Below are 15,427 nucleotides of genomic sequence, written 5' to 3'. Positions count from 1 at the left end.
AGGGATTGGCTAATCCCATTGAAAAAACATGGTTTTTATCGGCGTGATAAAGGGCTAGAATGGCCGGGTTTTGTGACCAAGGTCACTCCCACACTAGCCCTGGAAGTAGAGGAGCTGTCATGAGTCAGCCGTTTAAAGACCCATTCAATATTTTGTATTTTCTTGGTTTTGTTCTGGTAATGCTGTTACCTACATTGCCGGCCAGCCTATCTTGGCTGAAACACGCGGGATTGATCTGAAGCAACAAAATACCATTTTTGCTACAATAGCCACCCTCAGCGGTGGCTTTTGTTTAGGAAAGGTGCGAACAAGTCCCATGTGTGCTCTGCGTTGGCTTACGGGCCTGGATGCAAGGCGTGGTTCGTAGCAAATGGCCCTAGTCCTTTGCAAGAAGCACTTCCTTATGGGCGGCCGGTTTTCCAGAGGAAATTGGATGGTTATCAAAAGAGGCTTCTTTTTAATTTTCGGTATCCTAAGCCTGGGCATGGGATTGCTTGGCATCGTCTTACCTGTGTTGCCGACAGTTCCCTTTATTTTGTTGGCCGCTTTTTGTTTTGCTCGCTCCAGCGAAAAGCTACACGATTGGCTGCACAGCCATCCTTGGTTTGCCCAGCCTCTTGCCGATTGGCATTCCCGTAAAGCGATGCGTAAGGGATTAAAGCGAAAAGCCTTTTTGATCAGTGGTGCCAGTTTTGCCCTCAGTATTGCCTTGGTACCGCTTTGGTGGGTGAAACTCTTGCTGGCTGTATGTTGTATTAGTCTGTTGTTGTTCCTGTGGCAAATTCCTGAACTGGAAGACAGTGAGTGATCCTGTAGACAAAAATGTCGGCTCGTCGTGCTTTTGTCATTCAGTTGGGGTAGCCTTGGCGCGCCTTGAAACCACCAGGGAATTTTAATGAGTTTCAATATTTTGCTTGTTGATGATAATAACATCAGCCAACAGGCTTTGGCGGAATTGTTCCAGAGTCAAGGTTGGCGCTGTACGCTGGCGGCCAACGGTATGCAGGGGTTAGCTTGTGCTGAACGGCAAAGCTTCGATGCAGTGATCAGTGGATTTTTCATGCCTTTGCTTGACGGGCCGCACTTCATCCCGTTACTCAGACAACTAGACGGTTATGCCAACCTGCCTGTAGTGGTGTTAAGTACTCACACTCGGGAGGAAGTCGCTGCCAGTATGGATATGTCGCAGGTTAACGGCTTTTGGAGAAAACCATTGAACTGTGACACAAAGCAACAACTCCTGGATCACTTATCGACAGAGATTGTTGCATGGCGGATTAAAGCGGCTTAAGCTTTAGCCGGATTTTTGAAATGCAGTCCACCTCAGTGTGGACTTTTTTGTTGTAAAGAGCCGGGCCCAGTGTCTGGAAACGAAGTATTGAGACTATGGCAATGAACTCCGACAGCTTAAGCCTGATTAAGCAAAGCATTAAAACCATTCCGGATTATCCAAAAGCCGGGATCCTGTTCCGTGATGTGACCAGTTTGCTCGAAGACCCGGTCGCCTACCAGTTAAGTATTCGCTTACTAGTGGATCATTATAAAGATCATGGTTTTACCAAGGTTGTCGGTACCGAAGCCCGAGGTTTTCTCTTTGGCGCTCCGCTGGCGTTGGAACTGGGATTGGGCTTTGTTCCTGTGCGTAAGCCCGGCAAATTGCCAAGAGAAACCATAGCCGAAAGCTATGAGTTGGAATATGGTCACGACACCTTGGAAATGCATGTTGATGCCATAGTACCGGGTGACAAGGTATTGGTTATCGACGACCTGCTGGCAACCGGCGGCACCATTGAAGCTACGGTTAAGCTTATCCGTCGTTTGGGCGGCGAGGCCAAACATGCTGCGTTTATCATTTCTCTGCCTGATCTGGGTGGTGAACAACGTCTGACCGAACATGGGCTTGAGTTAGTCAAACTGTGCGAGTTTGAAGGCGAATAAAAGCTCAGCCCTGCCGCTTTGCGGGTCATCTCGGTAGCATGAAGTTATACCTCATGTTATTGTTTTACGATCCGCGGAGCTTGCTCCCGCAAAGATATTTTTATGGATTTTGGGGAGTTTCATGTCCTATCAGGTACTAGCCAGAAAATGGCGACCTGCCAGTTTTGATCAGGTAGTCGGCCAATCTCATGTCTTGCATGCATTGACCAATGCCCTGAGTCAGCAACGACTGCACCATGCCTACTTATTTACCGGTACCCGCGGCGTCGGCAAGACCAGTTTGGCGCGCCTGTTCGCCAAAGGGCTCAACTGTGAAACCGGGATCACCGCTAAGCCATGTGGTCAATGCAGCGCCTGTCAGGAAATTGCCCAGGGGCGATTTGTCGACCTTATCGAAGTCGATGCCGCTTCCCGTACCAAGGTAGATGATACCCGCGAACTGCTGGATAATGTTCAGTATCGCCCGACCCGGGGGCGTTTCAAGGTTTACCTGATAGACGAAGTGCACATGCTGTCCCGCAGCAGTTTCAATGCGCTGCTCAAGACTCTGGAAGAACCCCCTGAGCACGTCAAATTCCTGCTGGCCACTACAGATCCGCAAAAGCTGCCGGTGACTGTACTGTCCCGCTGCCTGCAATTTAACCTAAAGAGCCTGGATCAGACCGAGATGGCCGGTCAGCTGCAGCATATTTTGCAAAGCGAAGGCCTCAAGTTTGAAACCTCTGCACTGACGCTTCTGGCGCGAGCCGCCAATGGCAGTATGCGTGATGCCCTGAGTTTGACAGATCAGGCCATCGCCTTTGGGGCTGGGCAAGTGATGCTGGAGCAGGTACAAACCATGCTCGGCGCCATAGATGAGCGCCAGGTGCTGGCGCTGTTTGATGCGCTCCTCACAGGTGATATCGCCAAAATGATGCAGGAGGTGGCCAAGGTGCTGGCATTTGGCGCCGATGCTGCCGAAGTGCTGCGCAGCCTGCTGGAGCTCTTGCATCAGATAACCCTGAGCCAGTTTGCACCGGCGGCGGCCAATCTGTCGCTGTTCGGCCCCAGAATTAACCACTACGGTGAAAACTTGGCGCCCGAGCAGGTGCAGCTCTATTACCAGTTGCTGCTCAGTGGTCGCAAGGAGCTGCCTTATGCACCGGATCCCAAGTCAGGATTGGAGATGGCGTTACTCAGAGCCGTTGCCTTTGTGCCGGAAACGCCGCCCAAGCGCTGGCAAAGGGGCGAAGTCGCCGATCTATCTGCCTTGGATAACAGCCATAGTGCAGCTGCAGTTGCAAGGGCGCCGAATCAAGAAGTGGCAAGCAGTAACGTCGATGAGATAAAGCCTCAAGCCGTCTCTGCTCAATCTGTTATAAGTCAGGCTGTCGAAGCGCAAGCTGAAAAGATACAAGCTGCCAAGATGCCAACACAGGTAAGCTCGGCGGCTGAGACGCAGGCGAGCAGTGGTGGCGCGCAGATGGCTGCCGGTGAAGGCGAAGATGCAGATGAACAGGCCTTATTAGCCGAACAAGCGCTGCTGTTATCCCAAGCCGGTAGCATGGGGTTTCGGAATAAGGCCTCAGTGCCTTTGCAAGCTTCCCCTTCACAGATGAATGCGTCAAAAACAAGTGTGGCTGAAGCAAATGCGGCAGTTGAGTCAGTTAAAGTAACCGAGTCTCTGCCTGTAGAGCAAACGGCTGCAGCTCAGCCTCACAAGCCTGTTTCACAAGCTGAAACCTCGGTTGTTAGCGATGAGCAGCAGTCCCAGGATGATTTTTACGCTGCCATGGGCTATTCACAACAAGGTGAAGGGCAGGAGAGTAGCCTGGATTTTTATCAGCAGCAGATGTCGATGGACGGCCAAATGCCATCCGCTGCTGACAATAGTACTTCCGAGGTATCGCTATCAAATAAGCCATCGAGCGAGTCATCTGTGCCTGCCGATGCCAACATAGAATCTGGCAGCGATGACATCTTGGCTGATGATCTGCTCGATCAGGTACTTGCCACCCGGGATTTGCTGCTCAGTGATATAGAGGCGGCCAGCCCCAAGGACGGTGAAGAAAAAAAGCCTTTGCTGGAGCGCCGCAGCGCGGCCGCAGCACCTGAGTCCGATGGGGCAGCTGCCAGTCAGTCTGAAGCGTTGGCAGAGCCAGGAAACAGCCCTGAGCTGAGCAAAAGCTCTGAGCTGAGCAAAAGCCCTGAGCGGTTCAATAGTCCTGAGGCCTCCCGAGCAGAAACGCAAACTCCTGTCGCCGGGGAAATGGCTTTTGGATCTGGCCCTAGTCATGTTGCGGCGCTCAAGGAAGACAGCCCGCCATGGGAAGATGCCCCAGAGGGTACGGTTGCAGCGGGTCGCGAGGCGGTGGAAGACAGTGAAACGCTTCAAAATGCGGCTTTCCCAAAAGCCGAACCAGAGTCTGTGCCTGAGTTTTTGCTTGAACCTAAGCCTGAACCTAAGCCACAACCACAAAATACCGCGCCGCAGACAGCACAGGAAGCTGCACCACAGGCGATAGATGAGCCGGTACAAGAATCTGCAAAAGCGATTGGGCAACCGCCAAGCCAAAACATAATGGCAAACGCCGAAGTTCGGCCCGCACCTGAGCCGGGCTTAGCACCTCACCCAGGGGCCGCGGATGCTTTTGCCCATGCTCTACCCAGCGGCCATCCACAGGATCTTTATTGGTATAAATTGATGTCGGCGCTGGAGATTGGCGGCCGGGTAAGGCAACTGGCGGTGAACTCAGTCTGTGAGCGGATAGCTGAACCGCTGCCCTTGCTGCTTAAGCCGGATCAGAAGCACTTGGCGGCAGATTCGGCCATCAAACAGCTCGAAGAGGCGCTTTCCAAATTGTTTGGGAAACCTTGCCGCACAGAGATTGTCGTAGGAGTAGATGACCAAAGGGAAACGCCGTTGGAAATTCGTCATCGTTTTCATCAGGAGCTCCTGAGCGGGGCTCATGCTTCATTGATGAATGATGAAAATATTCAATGGCTTGTCAGTCATATGGGGGCCGAACTGGATCAGGATACTCTCGGCTATCCCCCTGAGCTGCTCAGTCAAAGGGCTAATTTGATTGCAGACAAGGCGCCCTAGGCCCGGTGGATGTTACCCGCTTCATAAGATTGCCACTCAAAGCGACTCTTGGATTGCCAAGCGGGTTTATTTCAGTAAGATTAGCCAACTTTGACCTGTTACTCACAACTTGAATTGAAGAGATAAAGCTATGTTTGGAAAAGGCGGTATGGGCAACCTGATGAAGCAAGCCCAGATGATGCAAGAAAAAATGGCCAAAATGCAGGAAGAGATCGCCCGCATGGAAGTCACAGGTGAGTCAGGCGCAGGCTTGGTGAAAGTCACCATGACCGGCAGCCACAATGTTCGCAAAGTCGAGATAGATCCCAGCCTGCTGGAAGACGACAAAGAGATGCTGGAAGATCTGATCGCCGCGGCCTGCAACGATGCGGCTCGCCGTGTTGAAGAGAACCAAAAGTCCAAAATGGCCGAAGTGACAGGTGGCATGCAACTGCCTCCTGGCATGAAGATGCCATTCTGAGTCGGAATAACAGATGAAATTCAGCCCTCTGGTTGATGAATTGATCCAGTCGCTGCGCTGTCTGCCCGGTGTTGGCCCTAAATCGGCACAGCGGATGGCGTTTCAACTGCTTGAGCGCGAGCGTAAAGCCGGGCTTAAGTTGGCTGAAGCGTTGGAGCGAGCCATGAAAGAGGTGGGACATTGTCAGTCGTGCCGTACCTTCACCGAGGAAACGCTTTGTCCCATCTGCGCCAGTCCTCGGCGCGGCAACGCCGATACCATCTGCGTGGTTGAAACGCCGGCCGATGTGTTGGCTATCGAAGCCGGGGGGCATTTCAGTGGCCGTTATTTTGTGTTGCTGGGGCATCTATCGCCGCTTGATGGTGTCGGACCCGAGGAGTTGGGGCTGGCGCTGCTGGAAGAGCATCTGGCCAAAGGCGAGATTGCTGAGCTTATCCTGGCCACTAACCCGACGGTGGAAGGCGATGCTACGGCGCATTTTATTGCCGATATCGCCCATCGTTACCAAGTCAAGGTGAGCCGAATCGCTCATGGGGTTCCGGTAGGTGGTGAGCTGGAATATGTCGACAGTACCACTCTGGCATTGTCGTTTAATGGACGATTGCCGCTCTGACGTTTGATTTAATGAGCCTTCTGTGAAGATACCGGCCCCGCTTATGCGGGGCTATTTTTTGGTCTGCGTAGCGTGGGATAAGTAGCGGCGGGCGTAATGTTTCGGGGTGATATTGGCCAAGGTGCGAAATTCCCGGGTCATATGTGCCTGATCGGCGAAGCCAAAGTCGGCTGCCAGTTCGGCCAGTGATGTTGACGGTGCCAGCTGGAGTTGTTCCAGTGCCTCCTTGACCCGAATAACGCGTTGATAATACTTAGGGGTCATACCCATCCAGCTTTGGAAGTGGCGTTCTATTTGACGTAATCCCAATGTGGTTTCTTTGGCATGCTTGTGGTGTGTATACCGGAGGACTTCCTTAACCCTTTGATGCCTTTCACTACGGCTGACGATATGTTGCCGAGAAAACTGATATATGGTGCGGATGCGGGTATAGTGAACGCTGCAGGTATGGAGCTGCAAATATAGTGGGTTAAGAAGGGTATGGATATCCGTTTCCTGCTCACTGCGGACAGGGCTGTCGAAGCGTTTTCCCAGGCATTGATAGCCCATAGCTGGATGAAAGCGGATGCCTGCCATTTGGGTCCCCGGCGGCATGATGATGTTTTGGGAAGTCTGACTAATAGGCAACAAAATGATCCCTGGAGGATGCCATATCCCATCAAAAAACACCTCAGGGCCAAAATTGAATAGGATACCGCTGCCGGCGTCGCCCAGCAGTAATCGAACAATTGGCTCCCTATGCCCTGTTGATACGCGAACAGACCATATAGCTTGAATATCAGCTGCGATATTGCCTTTGGGGGAAAATAGCTTTAAGTCCATACTCAACCTGAATCACTTGGGCTGGTAATTGCCGACCTCGGGTTTAAATACTTTAACGATACGGTTCCAACTATTGATGGCATTGATGGCTATGGTCAAATCTGTCATCGCCTGAGGGCCGAAACAATCCAGCACCTTTTGGTACTCTTCATCGCTGACGCTCAAGCCTGCGGTCAGATGCTCGGCCCAAGCGAGGGCAATACCTTCTGCAGTGCTGTAAATAGGCATGTCCCGCCAGGCATTGAGACCAAAAATTCGTTCGGCTTTCTCGCCATACTTCAGCGCGTCTTTACTGTGCATGTCAATACAAAAGGCGCATTGATTAATTTGTGAGACTCTGAGTTTGACCAGTTCCCAGATGGTTATAGACATGGTCTTCGATGAGCTGAATTGGTGGTGGAAGTAACGCTCTTGTTGGTATAGAAGTTCCAAGGCTTGTGGCGCTGTATTTACATAGTTGAGTCGTTTCATCATGATATCTCCTGAGAGGGGGTTCCCAGACGATAGCCGGGCAAAGCGGACAAAGATTGAATATTTTCGACATAGATAGAAACCGACAATCGGCGCTGGGCTATTTTCATAGCGCTCTACGGGCTATTTTTTCTGCGGCTGTTATCAGTCTGTGTCATCCCGCCCTTGAATTTGAAAATCGCATCCCCATTTAGTTAAGCAACTCAAGTTGGTTTAACCTATTGCGATAAACAAGGGAAGCTATTCATGTCACATCAAGAAACTCATGGTTTTCAAACTGAAGTCAAACAACTTTTGCATTTGATGATCCACTCTTTGTACTCCAACAAAGAGATTTTCTTGCGTGAATTGGTATCCAATGCCGCCGATGCCGCCGACAAACTGCGTTATCTGGCACTTACCAACGATGCGCTTTATGAGGGTGATGGTGAGCTCAGGGTACGTATCAGTACCGATAAGGAAAAGGGCACTATTACCATTGAAGACAATGGTATAGGTATGACCCGTGACGGTGTTATCGAACACCTGGGTACCATTGCCAAGTCTGGCACGTCAGAATTCTTCAAAAACCTCTCCGGCGATGCCGCCAAAGACTCGCAGCTGATCGGTCAGTTCGGCGTGGGTTTCTACTCGGCCTTTATTGTGGCCGATAAGGTAACGGTGAGAACCCGCGCTGCCGGTCACAAGGCCGATGAAGGCGTGCAATGGCAGTCTGCCGGTGAAGGCGACTTTACCGTTGAAGACATAGTCAAAGAGAGCCGCGGGACCGAGATTATTCTGCATCTGCGTGAAGAGGAAAAAGAGTTTGCCGATGACTGGCGTTTGCGCTCTATCATCACCAAGTACTCAGATCATATCTCCATTCCGGTAGAGATGTGGCAGGAAGGTTCGCCCGAGTCCGAAGGCCCGGATGGCGAAAAAATTCCGGCGACCGAAGGTCAATGGCAAGTGATGAACAAGGCCACCGCGCTTTGGACCCGCAACAAGTCTGAGATTTCCGATGAGGAATATCAGGAGTTTTACAAGCATATCTCCCATGACTTCAGCGATCCTCTGCTGTGGAGTCACAACCGGGTCGAAGGTAAGCAGGAATACACCAGCTTGCTGTACATTCCTTCCAAGGCGCCTTGGGACCTTTGGAACCGGGATCGCAAGCAGGGCCTGCAACTCTTTGTTCAGCGTGTATTTATTATGGATGACGCCGAGCAGTTTATGCCTTCTTACCTGCGTTTTGTAAAAGGTTTGGTCGATTCCAACGATCTGCCGCTGAACGTCTCCCGTGAGATACTGCAGGACAACAAGGTGACCCAAGCCATGCGTACAGCCATCACCAAGCGGGTGCTGGGTATGCTGGAGAAACTGGCAAAAGACGACAGCGATAAGTACCAGCAGTTCTGGGCCGAATTTGGCCAGGTACTGAAAGAGGGCCCGGCAGAAGATTGGAGCAACCGCGAGCGTGTGGCCGGCTTGTTGCGTTTTGCCTCGACCCACAATGACACTGCGGCGCAAACCGTATCGCTGGACGATTACATAGGCCGGATGAAAGAAGGTCAGAGCAAGATTTACTATATTGTTGCCGACAGCTATGAGGCGGCGGCCCACAGCCCGCATCTGGAACTGCTGCGCAAGAAGGGCATCGAAGTGCTGTTGATGTCTGACCGTATCGACGAGTGGCTCATTAACCATCTGACCGAGTACAAGGAAAAGGCGCTGCACTCTGTGACCCGCGGCGAGTTGGATCTTGGTGAGCTGGAAGATGAGAATGAAAAGGCCGAACAGGAAAAACTGGCGGCCGAATCCGAGTCTTTGCTCAAGCGTATCAAAGAAGCGCTGGGTGATAAGGTGAAGGATGTGCGGGTGACCACGCGTTTGACCGACACTCCTGCCTGTGTGGTGGCCGGTGAAGGCGAGATGTCGAGCCAGATGATCAAGTTGATGCAGGCAGCCGGTCAACAGGTGCCGGAAGTCAAACCGACGTTTGAGCTGAACCCGACGCACCCGCTGGTGGCAAGGCTCAATGAAGAGACAGATGAAAGCCGCTTTACTGACTGGAGTAACCTGTTGTTGCAACAGGCAATGCTGTCAGAAAAGGGCAGCCTGGCCGATCCATCTGAGTTTATCCGCTTGATGAACCAGATGTTGCTTGCCAACCTTAAGTAAGCCAATCAAAAAAGGGCCTTTATGGCCCTTTTTTACTCGGGCTTAGCCCGACCATCCAACAAGGATTGCTATGGAAACACGTATCGAACTGACCCGCGACAATATTCAACAGGTGGTGGAAGCCTCGAAACAACAGTTGGTCGCGTTGGTCTTTTGGGCCCAGCAGAGCCCGGAGAGTCTGGGGCTGCTCGGCACCATGGAAACATTGGCAAACCGTTATCAGGGACAACTGCTGCTGGCGGCCGTCAACTGCGAAACCGAAATGGAAATCGCCTCCTATTTCCAAATCCAGAGCCTGCCGACCACTTTGCTGCTCAGCCAGGGCCAGCCGGTTGATGGCTTTGCCGGGGTGCAGGACGAGTCGCAAATACAGACCATGCTGGATAAACATCTGCCTGCCGCCTGGGAGCTGAAACTTGCTGATGCCAGAGAATTACTCGCCGGAGGCAATGCCGCTGCAGCTCTGGTATTGCTGAAGGAGGCCTATGGCGAGCACAATGGCGCCGAGGTGGCCTTGCCCTATGCTGATGCATGCCTGTTAAGCGGTGATATTGCCGCTGCCAAAAGCTTGCTTGCCGGCATCAAGCTTGAAGATCAGGATGCTTATTACGCCAGTTTGCAGGCTAAACTCAAGTTGGCGGAAGAGGCGGCCGATACGCCGGAAATCCGTTCTTTGCAACAGGCGCTCGAAGCCACCCCGGGGGATCTGAGTATACTTGGCAAGCTGGCAACGGCATTGCATCAGGCGCACCGGGATGAAGAGGCACTGGAGCTGCTGTTTGCTCAATTGCAGCAAGATCTCAACGCCGGCAATGGTGAGTTGAAACAGCAGTTTCTGACGATACTTTCAGCCCTTGGTCAGGGGAATACACTGGCGAGCAGCTATCGTCGCAAGCTTTATAGTTTACTCTACTGATAGAGTTAAGCTTGGCAGGCCAAGCCTCTGTCTGAGCGGTTTTTTACCGCTTTTAACAGGTCGGAGTTGTGAGGTTTTTTTGGCGTTTCTGTGGCTAAAGTCGAAGCCAAAGGCCTTCTCATGGGCGGTCAGATGTGCGAAGATCGCCGCCCTAACAAGAATATCAATGCGAAAAGAGGACTCTTGATATGCGCATTATCCTATTGGGCGCCCCTGGTGCCGGTAAAGGTACCCAGGCTCAGTTCATCATGGAAAAGTATGGCATTCCACAGATCTCAACCGGCGATATGCTGCGTGCAGCCGTCAAGGCCGGTACGCCTTTGGGACAGGAAGCCAAGAAGGTGATGGATGCCGGACAATTGGTTTCAGATGAGCTGATCATAGGTCTGGTTAAAGAGCGCATTACTCAGGACGACTGCGCCAAGGGATTCCTGCTGGATGGTTTCCCACGCACTATTCCACAGGCTGATGCCATGGTGGCCAACGGTATCCATGTTGATCACGTGATTGAGATTGATGTGCCGGACGAAGAAATCGTTAAACGTATGAGCGGTCGCCGGGTGCATCCTGGTTCCGGCCGGGTTTACCATGTGGTCTTCAATCCGCCTAAAGAAGAAGGCAAGGATGATGTTACTGGTGAAGAGCTGGTTATCCGTCCGGATGATGAAGAGAGCACAGTACGCAAGCGCCTTGGCATCTACCACGAACAGACCATGCCGCTGGTGGATTACTATGGCGCCATGGCTGCCAAGGGTGATACCAAGTACAGTAAATTCGACGGTACCCAAAGTGTTGCTTCCGTCAGCGAAGCCATTGTGAAGGCGCTGGGCTGATTAATTATCAGAACCGGTTCTCATAATCGAAAAAAGCCCGCAACTGCGGGCTTTTTTTATGGTTTTAGCGATGTTAACTTGGCGCCACCTCTCTTGAAACAGGAATAATACAGTGCAGGATCCCCGTTCTCCATTCGGTGTGCTTTTGGTTAACCTGGGTACTCCCGCTGCGCCAACCAAAGCGGCAGTACGTACTTTTTTGAAGCAGTTCCTCAGCGATCAACGGGTGGTGGATCTGTCTCCCTGGCTGTGGCAACCCCTGTTACAAGGTATTATTCTCAATACCCGCCCGGCGAAAGTCGCCAAGTTGTATCAATCTATCTGGCAGGCGGAAGGCTCGCCTTTAATGGTGGTCAGTAAGCAGCAGAGGCAAGCTCTGGCTGATTTGCTTCGGGAGCAAATTGGCTGTCATATTCCTGTTGAGCTGGGAATGAGCTATGGCAGCCCTTCCTTGAGTGATGGCCTGGCAGCATTGAAAGATGCCGGCGTTGACAAGGTGTTGGTGTTGCCTCTCTATCCTCAATACTCCTGCTCCACTGTGGCCAGTGTGTTTGATGGTGTTGCTGCGGCACTGAAACGGGAACGTAATCTGCCTGAGCTGAGATTTGTGCGTGATTACCACGACAAGCCTGGTTATATTCAGGCCCTGGCAGGCAGTGTCCGAACCCATTGGCAGCAAGAAGGGCGGGGACAAAGGCTGCTGATGTCGTTTCATGGGGTGCCCGAGCGTTACATTAAGGAGGGGGATCCTTATCGCAGTCAATGTGAAACCACTGCCAAGTTGCTGGCCGCCGAGCTTGGCCTGGGTGAAGGCGAATGGCAGCTGTGTTTCCAATCTCGTTTCGGCAAAGAGCCTTGGTTAACGCCCTATACCGATGAGCTGCTTGAATCCTTGCCGGGACAAGGGGTTACCTCGGTCGATATCATGAGTCCCGCCTTCGCCGCCGACTGCCTGGAAACCCTGGAAGAGATAGCCCAAGGAGGCCGCGAGAGCTTCCTTGAAGCCGGTGGTGAGCGTTATCAATTTATTCCTTGTCTCAACGCACAATCGGCTCATATGTGTTTTTTGGCCGAGTTGGTGAAGTTTCACTCTGAAAATTGGTATCAAGCCCGTTAGCGTGCACTGGTGTGGCGGTGGATTTGTGATAGAATCTGCCGCCATTTAAAGTGGTCGCTGGCAGCTCCGTCAGCCTGACTTAAGATCATTATCAGGAAAGTGTACCCAAACGGTACACTACTCAGGGACGATGAAAATGAGAGCCCAATATGAAATTTCCCGGTCAGCGTAAATCCAAACACTATTTTCCGGTCAAAACCCGTGATCCTTTGCTGGCGCAGTTGACTCAGCAGCCACAACCTTTCAGCACCTGGATTTCAGGTATAGACCAGACTTTGGTGGATATTGAAGCCAAGGTTGAAGATGAACTGCTGCAGCGTTACGGCTTACCCAAAGGCAACTCGACTCTGATTGATGATGCCAGTGCCCATCAACTGTATCAGGAGCTTAAAAGCCGTGAGTTGGTCAGCGATGAGTTTGCCGGCGGCACTATCGGTAATACCATTCACAACTACTCAATTCTTGCCGATGACAGATCTGTGCTCTTTGGCGTGATGAGCAAGCATATTGAAGTAGGCAGCTACGCCTATCGCTATTTGTGCAACACTTCATCCAAGGTGGATCTCAACTACTTACAGCCGGTTGAAGGCCCGATAGGTCGCTGTTTTACCCTGATCTCCGATGACGGTGAGCGCACTTTTGCCATCAGCAAGGGCTCAATGGACAAGTTAAGTCCGGAGTTTATCGATAAAGAAGTGATTCAGGGCAGTTCTGCTTTGGTGTTGACCGCTTATCTGATGCGGGCCAGTGATGGCGATCAGATAGGTGAAGCGGCGTTGACGGCGATTCGCTACGCCCAGGAAGCAGAAGTACCAGTGGTACTGACCTTGGGAACCCGCTTCCTGATCGCCGAAGATCCCAAGTGGTGGCAGCAATTTATTCGCCAATATGTGACTGTGTTGGCGATGAATGAAGATGAAGGTGAGGCGCTGACCGGATTTGCCGATCCTTTACTGGCCAGCGAAGCGGCACTTGAATGGTGCGACATGGTATTGACCACTGCGGGTGCTTCGGGACTTTACACTGCAGGCTATACCGATGACGCCGAGAAACGCGAGACGGCCCATACTCTGTTGCCCGGCGCTATTCCTGAATTTAACCGTTATGAGTTCTCCCGCCCGAAATTGAAAAATGATTGTGATAAACCTATCAAGGTGTATGCCCATATTTCGCCTTATATGGGCGGGCCGGAGAAAATTCATAATACCAATGGCGCCGGTGATGGTGCCCTGTCTGCGCTCTTGCATGATTTGGCGGCCAATACCTTCCACAAGACCAACGTGCCGGGCTCCAGCAAGCATAAGCGCGATGGTTTGTGTTACTCCTCATTCTCGCAAATCTGTAAGTACGCCAACCGGGTCGCTTATGAAGTGCTGGCGCAGCATAGCCCACGCCTATCAAGAGGGTTGCCCGAGCGGGAAGATAGCTTGGAAGAAGCCTACTGGGAACGTTAAGTTTGGCTCAGCTAATCTCAATGGGTTAAATCAAACCCGTTAAAATAGAAGAGGGCGTCCGAATGGGCGCCCTCTTTGTATTTCCGTTGTCAGCGAACCAGGCTTAAGCCTTACATGGGAGTATGGTGTTCCTTGTGGAAGTTGACATTGGCTTTACCGGCTTTAGGGTCGTTGAAGGTTTCTTCATTGAACTCATTTTCCGACTTGGCTATCACCACGGTTGCAACAGTATCGCCTGTGACGTTCACCGCGGTGCGTACCATATCCAGCAATCTGTCTACGCCGATAATCAGTGCTATACCATCTACCGGCAAGCCTACCTGATTGAGTACCATTGCCAGCATCACCAGGCCCACGCCCGGTACGCCCGCCGTGCCGATAGAGGCCAGGGTGGCAGTGACAACCACAGTGATATAGTCGGTAATTGTCAGGTCGATACCGTAAACCTGAGCGATAAATACCGTTGCCACACCCTGCATGATGGCGGTGCCATCCATGTTGATGGTCGCGCCCAAGGGTAAGGTGAACGAGGCTATCTTATTATCGACGCCCAGGCGATGCTCGGCCGTCTCGATAGTGACCGGAAGAGTAGCGTTGGAACTGGCGGTACTGAAGGCAAACAGCTGCACATCGCGCATTTTGCGAATAAAGGTGAAAGGGTTGAGTCCTGAAAGCAGATTGAGCAGTACCGGATAGGTAATAAAGGCATGCACCAGCAGTACGCCCAGTACCACAAAGAAGTAAGCGACCACACTACCGAAAGTTTCTACGCCGAGTGTTAGTGCCAGTTTACCCATAAGGGCAAACACCCCGTAAGGCGCTAGATGCATGATTAGGGTCACCACCTTCATGATCACCTCATTGAGGTCCTCAAACAGCGCTGCAACCCGCTTGCCCTTGTCTCCCACATGAGAGATGGCAAAACCAAAGATCACTGCAAAGATAATGATCTGCAGCATATTGCCTTCGCTCATCGCCTGCATCGGGTTGGTTGGTACTATGTTAATCAATACTTCTGCCAAGCTGGGAGCATCTTTGGCTTCAAAGCTGTTACCTGCAGTAGACATGCTACTGTGGCCGGGATGGATCATCACTGCAGCCATAATTGACAGTGTTAGAGCTATGGCAGTGGTGAAAAGATAGAAGGCGATAGTTTTGCCACCCAAACGCCCCAGTTTTGAGGGATCACTGAGTGAGCTGGTACCGCACACCAGAGAGATAAAGACCAAGGGCACTACCAGCATTTTCAAGCTGGAAATGAAGATAGTACCGACGACATTGAGAAAGCCTTCGGTGATGTAATCCTGCACAAAGATGAAATAGGGATCTTGCTGGACTTGCGGTGAATCCAACTCACCAGCGGGGAAAAAAGATCTCAAAAGAAGACCGACAATGATACCGGCTGCCATGCCAATAAGGATCTTGCCGGTCAGGCCCATTTTCTTGGTTGGAGTGAATGCCATAAATTTTCCTGTTTAATTCTTGTACTTTTGTAATTTGGCGCACTAAAGCCTAGCAAGAAAGCTCTCTTGAGGAAATGGTATGCTGGTTAAATATT

General features: G+C 51.7%; 14 protein-coding genes. 11 read left to right on the top strand and 3 right to left on the bottom strand.

Features of this window, described 5'->3' with window-relative positions:
* Nucleotides 1-433 precede the first annotated feature (433 nt).
* The 6 genes from ACMHXE_RS15180 (at nucleotide 434) to recR (ending at nucleotide 6,096) form a co-directional block, all read left to right on the top strand.
* Nucleotides 434-808 (top strand): YbaN family protein, encoded by a 375-nt coding sequence (locus ACMHXE_RS15180; protein WP_101057299.1) that lies wholly within the window; start codon nucleotides 434-436, stop codon nucleotides 806-808.
* Nucleotides 809-895: 87 nt separating this feature from the next.
* Nucleotides 896-1,291 carry a response regulator gene (locus ACMHXE_RS15175; protein ID WP_101057297.1) on the top strand — a complete coding sequence of 132 codons (396 nt, stop codon included), beginning with the start codon at nucleotides 896-898 and terminating at the stop codon, nucleotides 1,289-1,291.
* Between the two features lie 95 nt (nucleotides 1,292-1,386).
* Entirely contained in the window at nucleotides 1,387-1,938 is a 552-nt protein-coding gene (gene apt, locus ACMHXE_RS15170) for an adenine phosphoribosyltransferase (protein WP_039033853.1), read from the top strand.
* A gap of 121 nt (nucleotides 1,939-2,059) precedes the next feature.
* Nucleotides 2,060-5,023 carry a DNA polymerase III subunit gamma/tau gene (gene dnaX, locus ACMHXE_RS15165; protein WP_339086471.1) on the top strand — a complete coding sequence of 988 codons (2,964 nt, stop codon included), beginning with the start codon at nucleotides 2,060-2,062 and terminating at the stop codon, nucleotides 5,021-5,023.
* A 130-nt stretch (nucleotides 5,024-5,153) separates the two neighbouring features.
* Nucleotides 5,154-5,483 carry a YbaB/EbfC family nucleoid-associated protein gene (locus ACMHXE_RS15160; RefSeq protein WP_025011505.1) on the top strand — a complete coding sequence of 110 codons (330 nt, stop codon included), beginning with the start codon at nucleotides 5,154-5,156 and terminating at the stop codon, nucleotides 5,481-5,483.
* Between the two features lie 13 nt (nucleotides 5,484-5,496).
* A complete protein-coding gene (gene recR / locus ACMHXE_RS15155; RefSeq protein WP_039033855.1) occupies nucleotides 5,497-6,096 on the top strand; it encodes a recombination mediator RecR in 600 nt (199 codons plus the stop codon).
* Between the two features lie 51 nt (nucleotides 6,097-6,147).
* Here recR and ACMHXE_RS15150 read toward each other — a convergent pair whose 3' ends face one another.
* Nucleotides 6,148-6,918, bottom strand: a complete 771-nt coding sequence (locus tag ACMHXE_RS15150) for an AraC family transcriptional regulator (RefSeq protein WP_286995656.1) — start codon at nucleotides 6,916-6,918, stop codon at nucleotides 6,148-6,150.
* A gap of 12 nt (nucleotides 6,919-6,930) precedes the next feature.
* Nucleotides 6,931-7,392 carry a carboxymuconolactone decarboxylase family protein gene (locus ACMHXE_RS15145; RefSeq protein ID WP_165565305.1) on the bottom strand — a complete coding sequence of 154 codons (462 nt, stop codon included), beginning with the start codon at nucleotides 7,390-7,392 and terminating at the stop codon, nucleotides 6,931-6,933.
* Between the two features lie 243 nt (nucleotides 7,393-7,635).
* Here ACMHXE_RS15145 and htpG point away from each other — a divergent pair, with 243 nt between their 5' ends.
* From htpG to ACMHXE_RS15120, 5 genes are all read left to right on the top strand, one after another.
* Complete coding sequence (htpG, locus tag ACMHXE_RS15140) at nucleotides 7,636-9,549, top strand: molecular chaperone HtpG (protein ID WP_101057289.1); 1,914 nt, start codon at nucleotides 7,636-7,638, stop codon at nucleotides 9,547-9,549.
* A 70-nt stretch (nucleotides 9,550-9,619) separates the two neighbouring features.
* The gene (locus ACMHXE_RS15135; RefSeq protein WP_101057286.1) at nucleotides 9,620-10,465 is read left to right on the top strand and encodes a tetratricopeptide repeat protein; all 846 of its coding nucleotides are present in this window, start codon (nucleotides 9,620-9,622) and stop codon (nucleotides 10,463-10,465) included.
* Between the two features lie 188 nt (nucleotides 10,466-10,653).
* Nucleotides 10,654-11,298 carry an adenylate kinase gene (adk, locus tag ACMHXE_RS15130; RefSeq protein WP_101057284.1) on the top strand — a complete coding sequence of 215 codons (645 nt, stop codon included), beginning with the start codon at nucleotides 10,654-10,656 and terminating at the stop codon, nucleotides 11,296-11,298.
* Nucleotides 11,299-11,410: 112 nt separating this feature from the next.
* A complete protein-coding gene (hemH, locus tag ACMHXE_RS15125; RefSeq protein ID WP_165565303.1) occupies nucleotides 11,411-12,415 on the top strand; it encodes a ferrochelatase in 1,005 nt (334 codons plus the stop codon).
* Nucleotides 12,416-12,564: 149 nt separating this feature from the next.
* Nucleotides 12,565-13,869: an inosine/guanosine kinase gene (locus tag ACMHXE_RS15120; protein WP_101057280.1), complete on the top strand. Its 1,305-nt coding sequence runs from the start codon at nucleotides 12,565-12,567 to the stop codon at nucleotides 13,867-13,869.
* Nucleotides 13,870-13,979: 110 nt separating this feature from the next.
* On the opposite strand, the gene ACMHXE_RS15115 is transcribed toward ACMHXE_RS15120, so the two are convergent.
* Nucleotides 13,980-15,332 (bottom strand): dicarboxylate/amino acid:cation symporter, encoded by a 1,353-nt coding sequence (locus tag ACMHXE_RS15115; RefSeq protein WP_101057278.1) that lies wholly within the window; start codon nucleotides 15,330-15,332, stop codon nucleotides 13,980-13,982.
* Nucleotides 15,333-15,427 lie beyond the last annotated feature (95 nt).

This window comes from Shewanella sp. BJSY2023SW007 (assembly GCF_047314525.1).
Classification (GTDB): domain Bacteria; phylum Pseudomonadota; class Gammaproteobacteria; order Enterobacterales; family Shewanellaceae; genus Shewanella; species Shewanella chilikensis.
The sequence above is the reverse complement of the archived record's forward strand: the minus strand, read 5'-3'. Positions and strand labels throughout refer to the sequence as shown.

Bases quoted from the DNA above. Each gene is read 5' to 3' on its own strand.
- recR (WP_039033855.1), top strand. From the start codon at position 5,497: ATGAAATTCAGCCCTCTGGTTGATGAATTGATCCAGTCGCTGCGCTGT.
- ACMHXE_RS15160 (WP_025011505.1), top strand. From the start codon at position 5,154: ATGTTTGGAAAAGGCGGTATGGGCAACCTGATGAAGCAAGCCCAGATG.
- ACMHXE_RS15135 (WP_101057286.1), top strand. From the start codon at position 9,620: ATGGAAACACGTATCGAACTGACCCGCGACAATATTCAACAGGTGGTG.
- ACMHXE_RS15180 (WP_101057299.1), top strand. From the start codon at position 434: ATGGTTATCAAAAGAGGCTTCTTTTTAATTTTCGGTATCCTAAGCCTG.
- dnaX (WP_339086471.1), top strand. From the start codon at position 2,060: ATGTCCTATCAGGTACTAGCCAGAAAATGGCGACCTGCCAGTTTTGAT.
- ACMHXE_RS15175 (WP_101057297.1), top strand. From the start codon at position 896: ATGAGTTTCAATATTTTGCTTGTTGATGATAATAACATCAGCCAACAG.
- ACMHXE_RS15150 (WP_286995656.1), bottom strand. From the start codon at position 6,918: ATGGACTTAAAGCTATTTTCCCCCAAAGGCAATATCGCAGCTGATATT.
- ACMHXE_RS15120 (WP_101057280.1), top strand. From the start codon at position 12,565: ATGAAATTTCCCGGTCAGCGTAAATCCAAACACTATTTTCCGGTCAAA.
- htpG (WP_101057289.1), top strand. From the start codon at position 7,636: ATGTCACATCAAGAAACTCATGGTTTTCAAACTGAAGTCAAACAACTT.
- ACMHXE_RS15115 (WP_101057278.1), bottom strand. From the start codon at position 15,332: ATGGCATTCACTCCAACCAAGAAAATGGGCCTGACCGGCAAGATCCTT.
- ACMHXE_RS15145 (WP_165565305.1), bottom strand. From the start codon at position 7,392: ATGATGAAACGACTCAACTATGTAAATACAGCGCCACAAGCCTTGGAA.
- apt (WP_039033853.1), top strand. From the start codon at position 1,387: ATGGCAATGAACTCCGACAGCTTAAGCCTGATTAAGCAAAGCATTAAA.
- adk (WP_101057284.1), top strand. From the start codon at position 10,654: ATGCGCATTATCCTATTGGGCGCCCCTGGTGCCGGTAAAGGTACCCAG.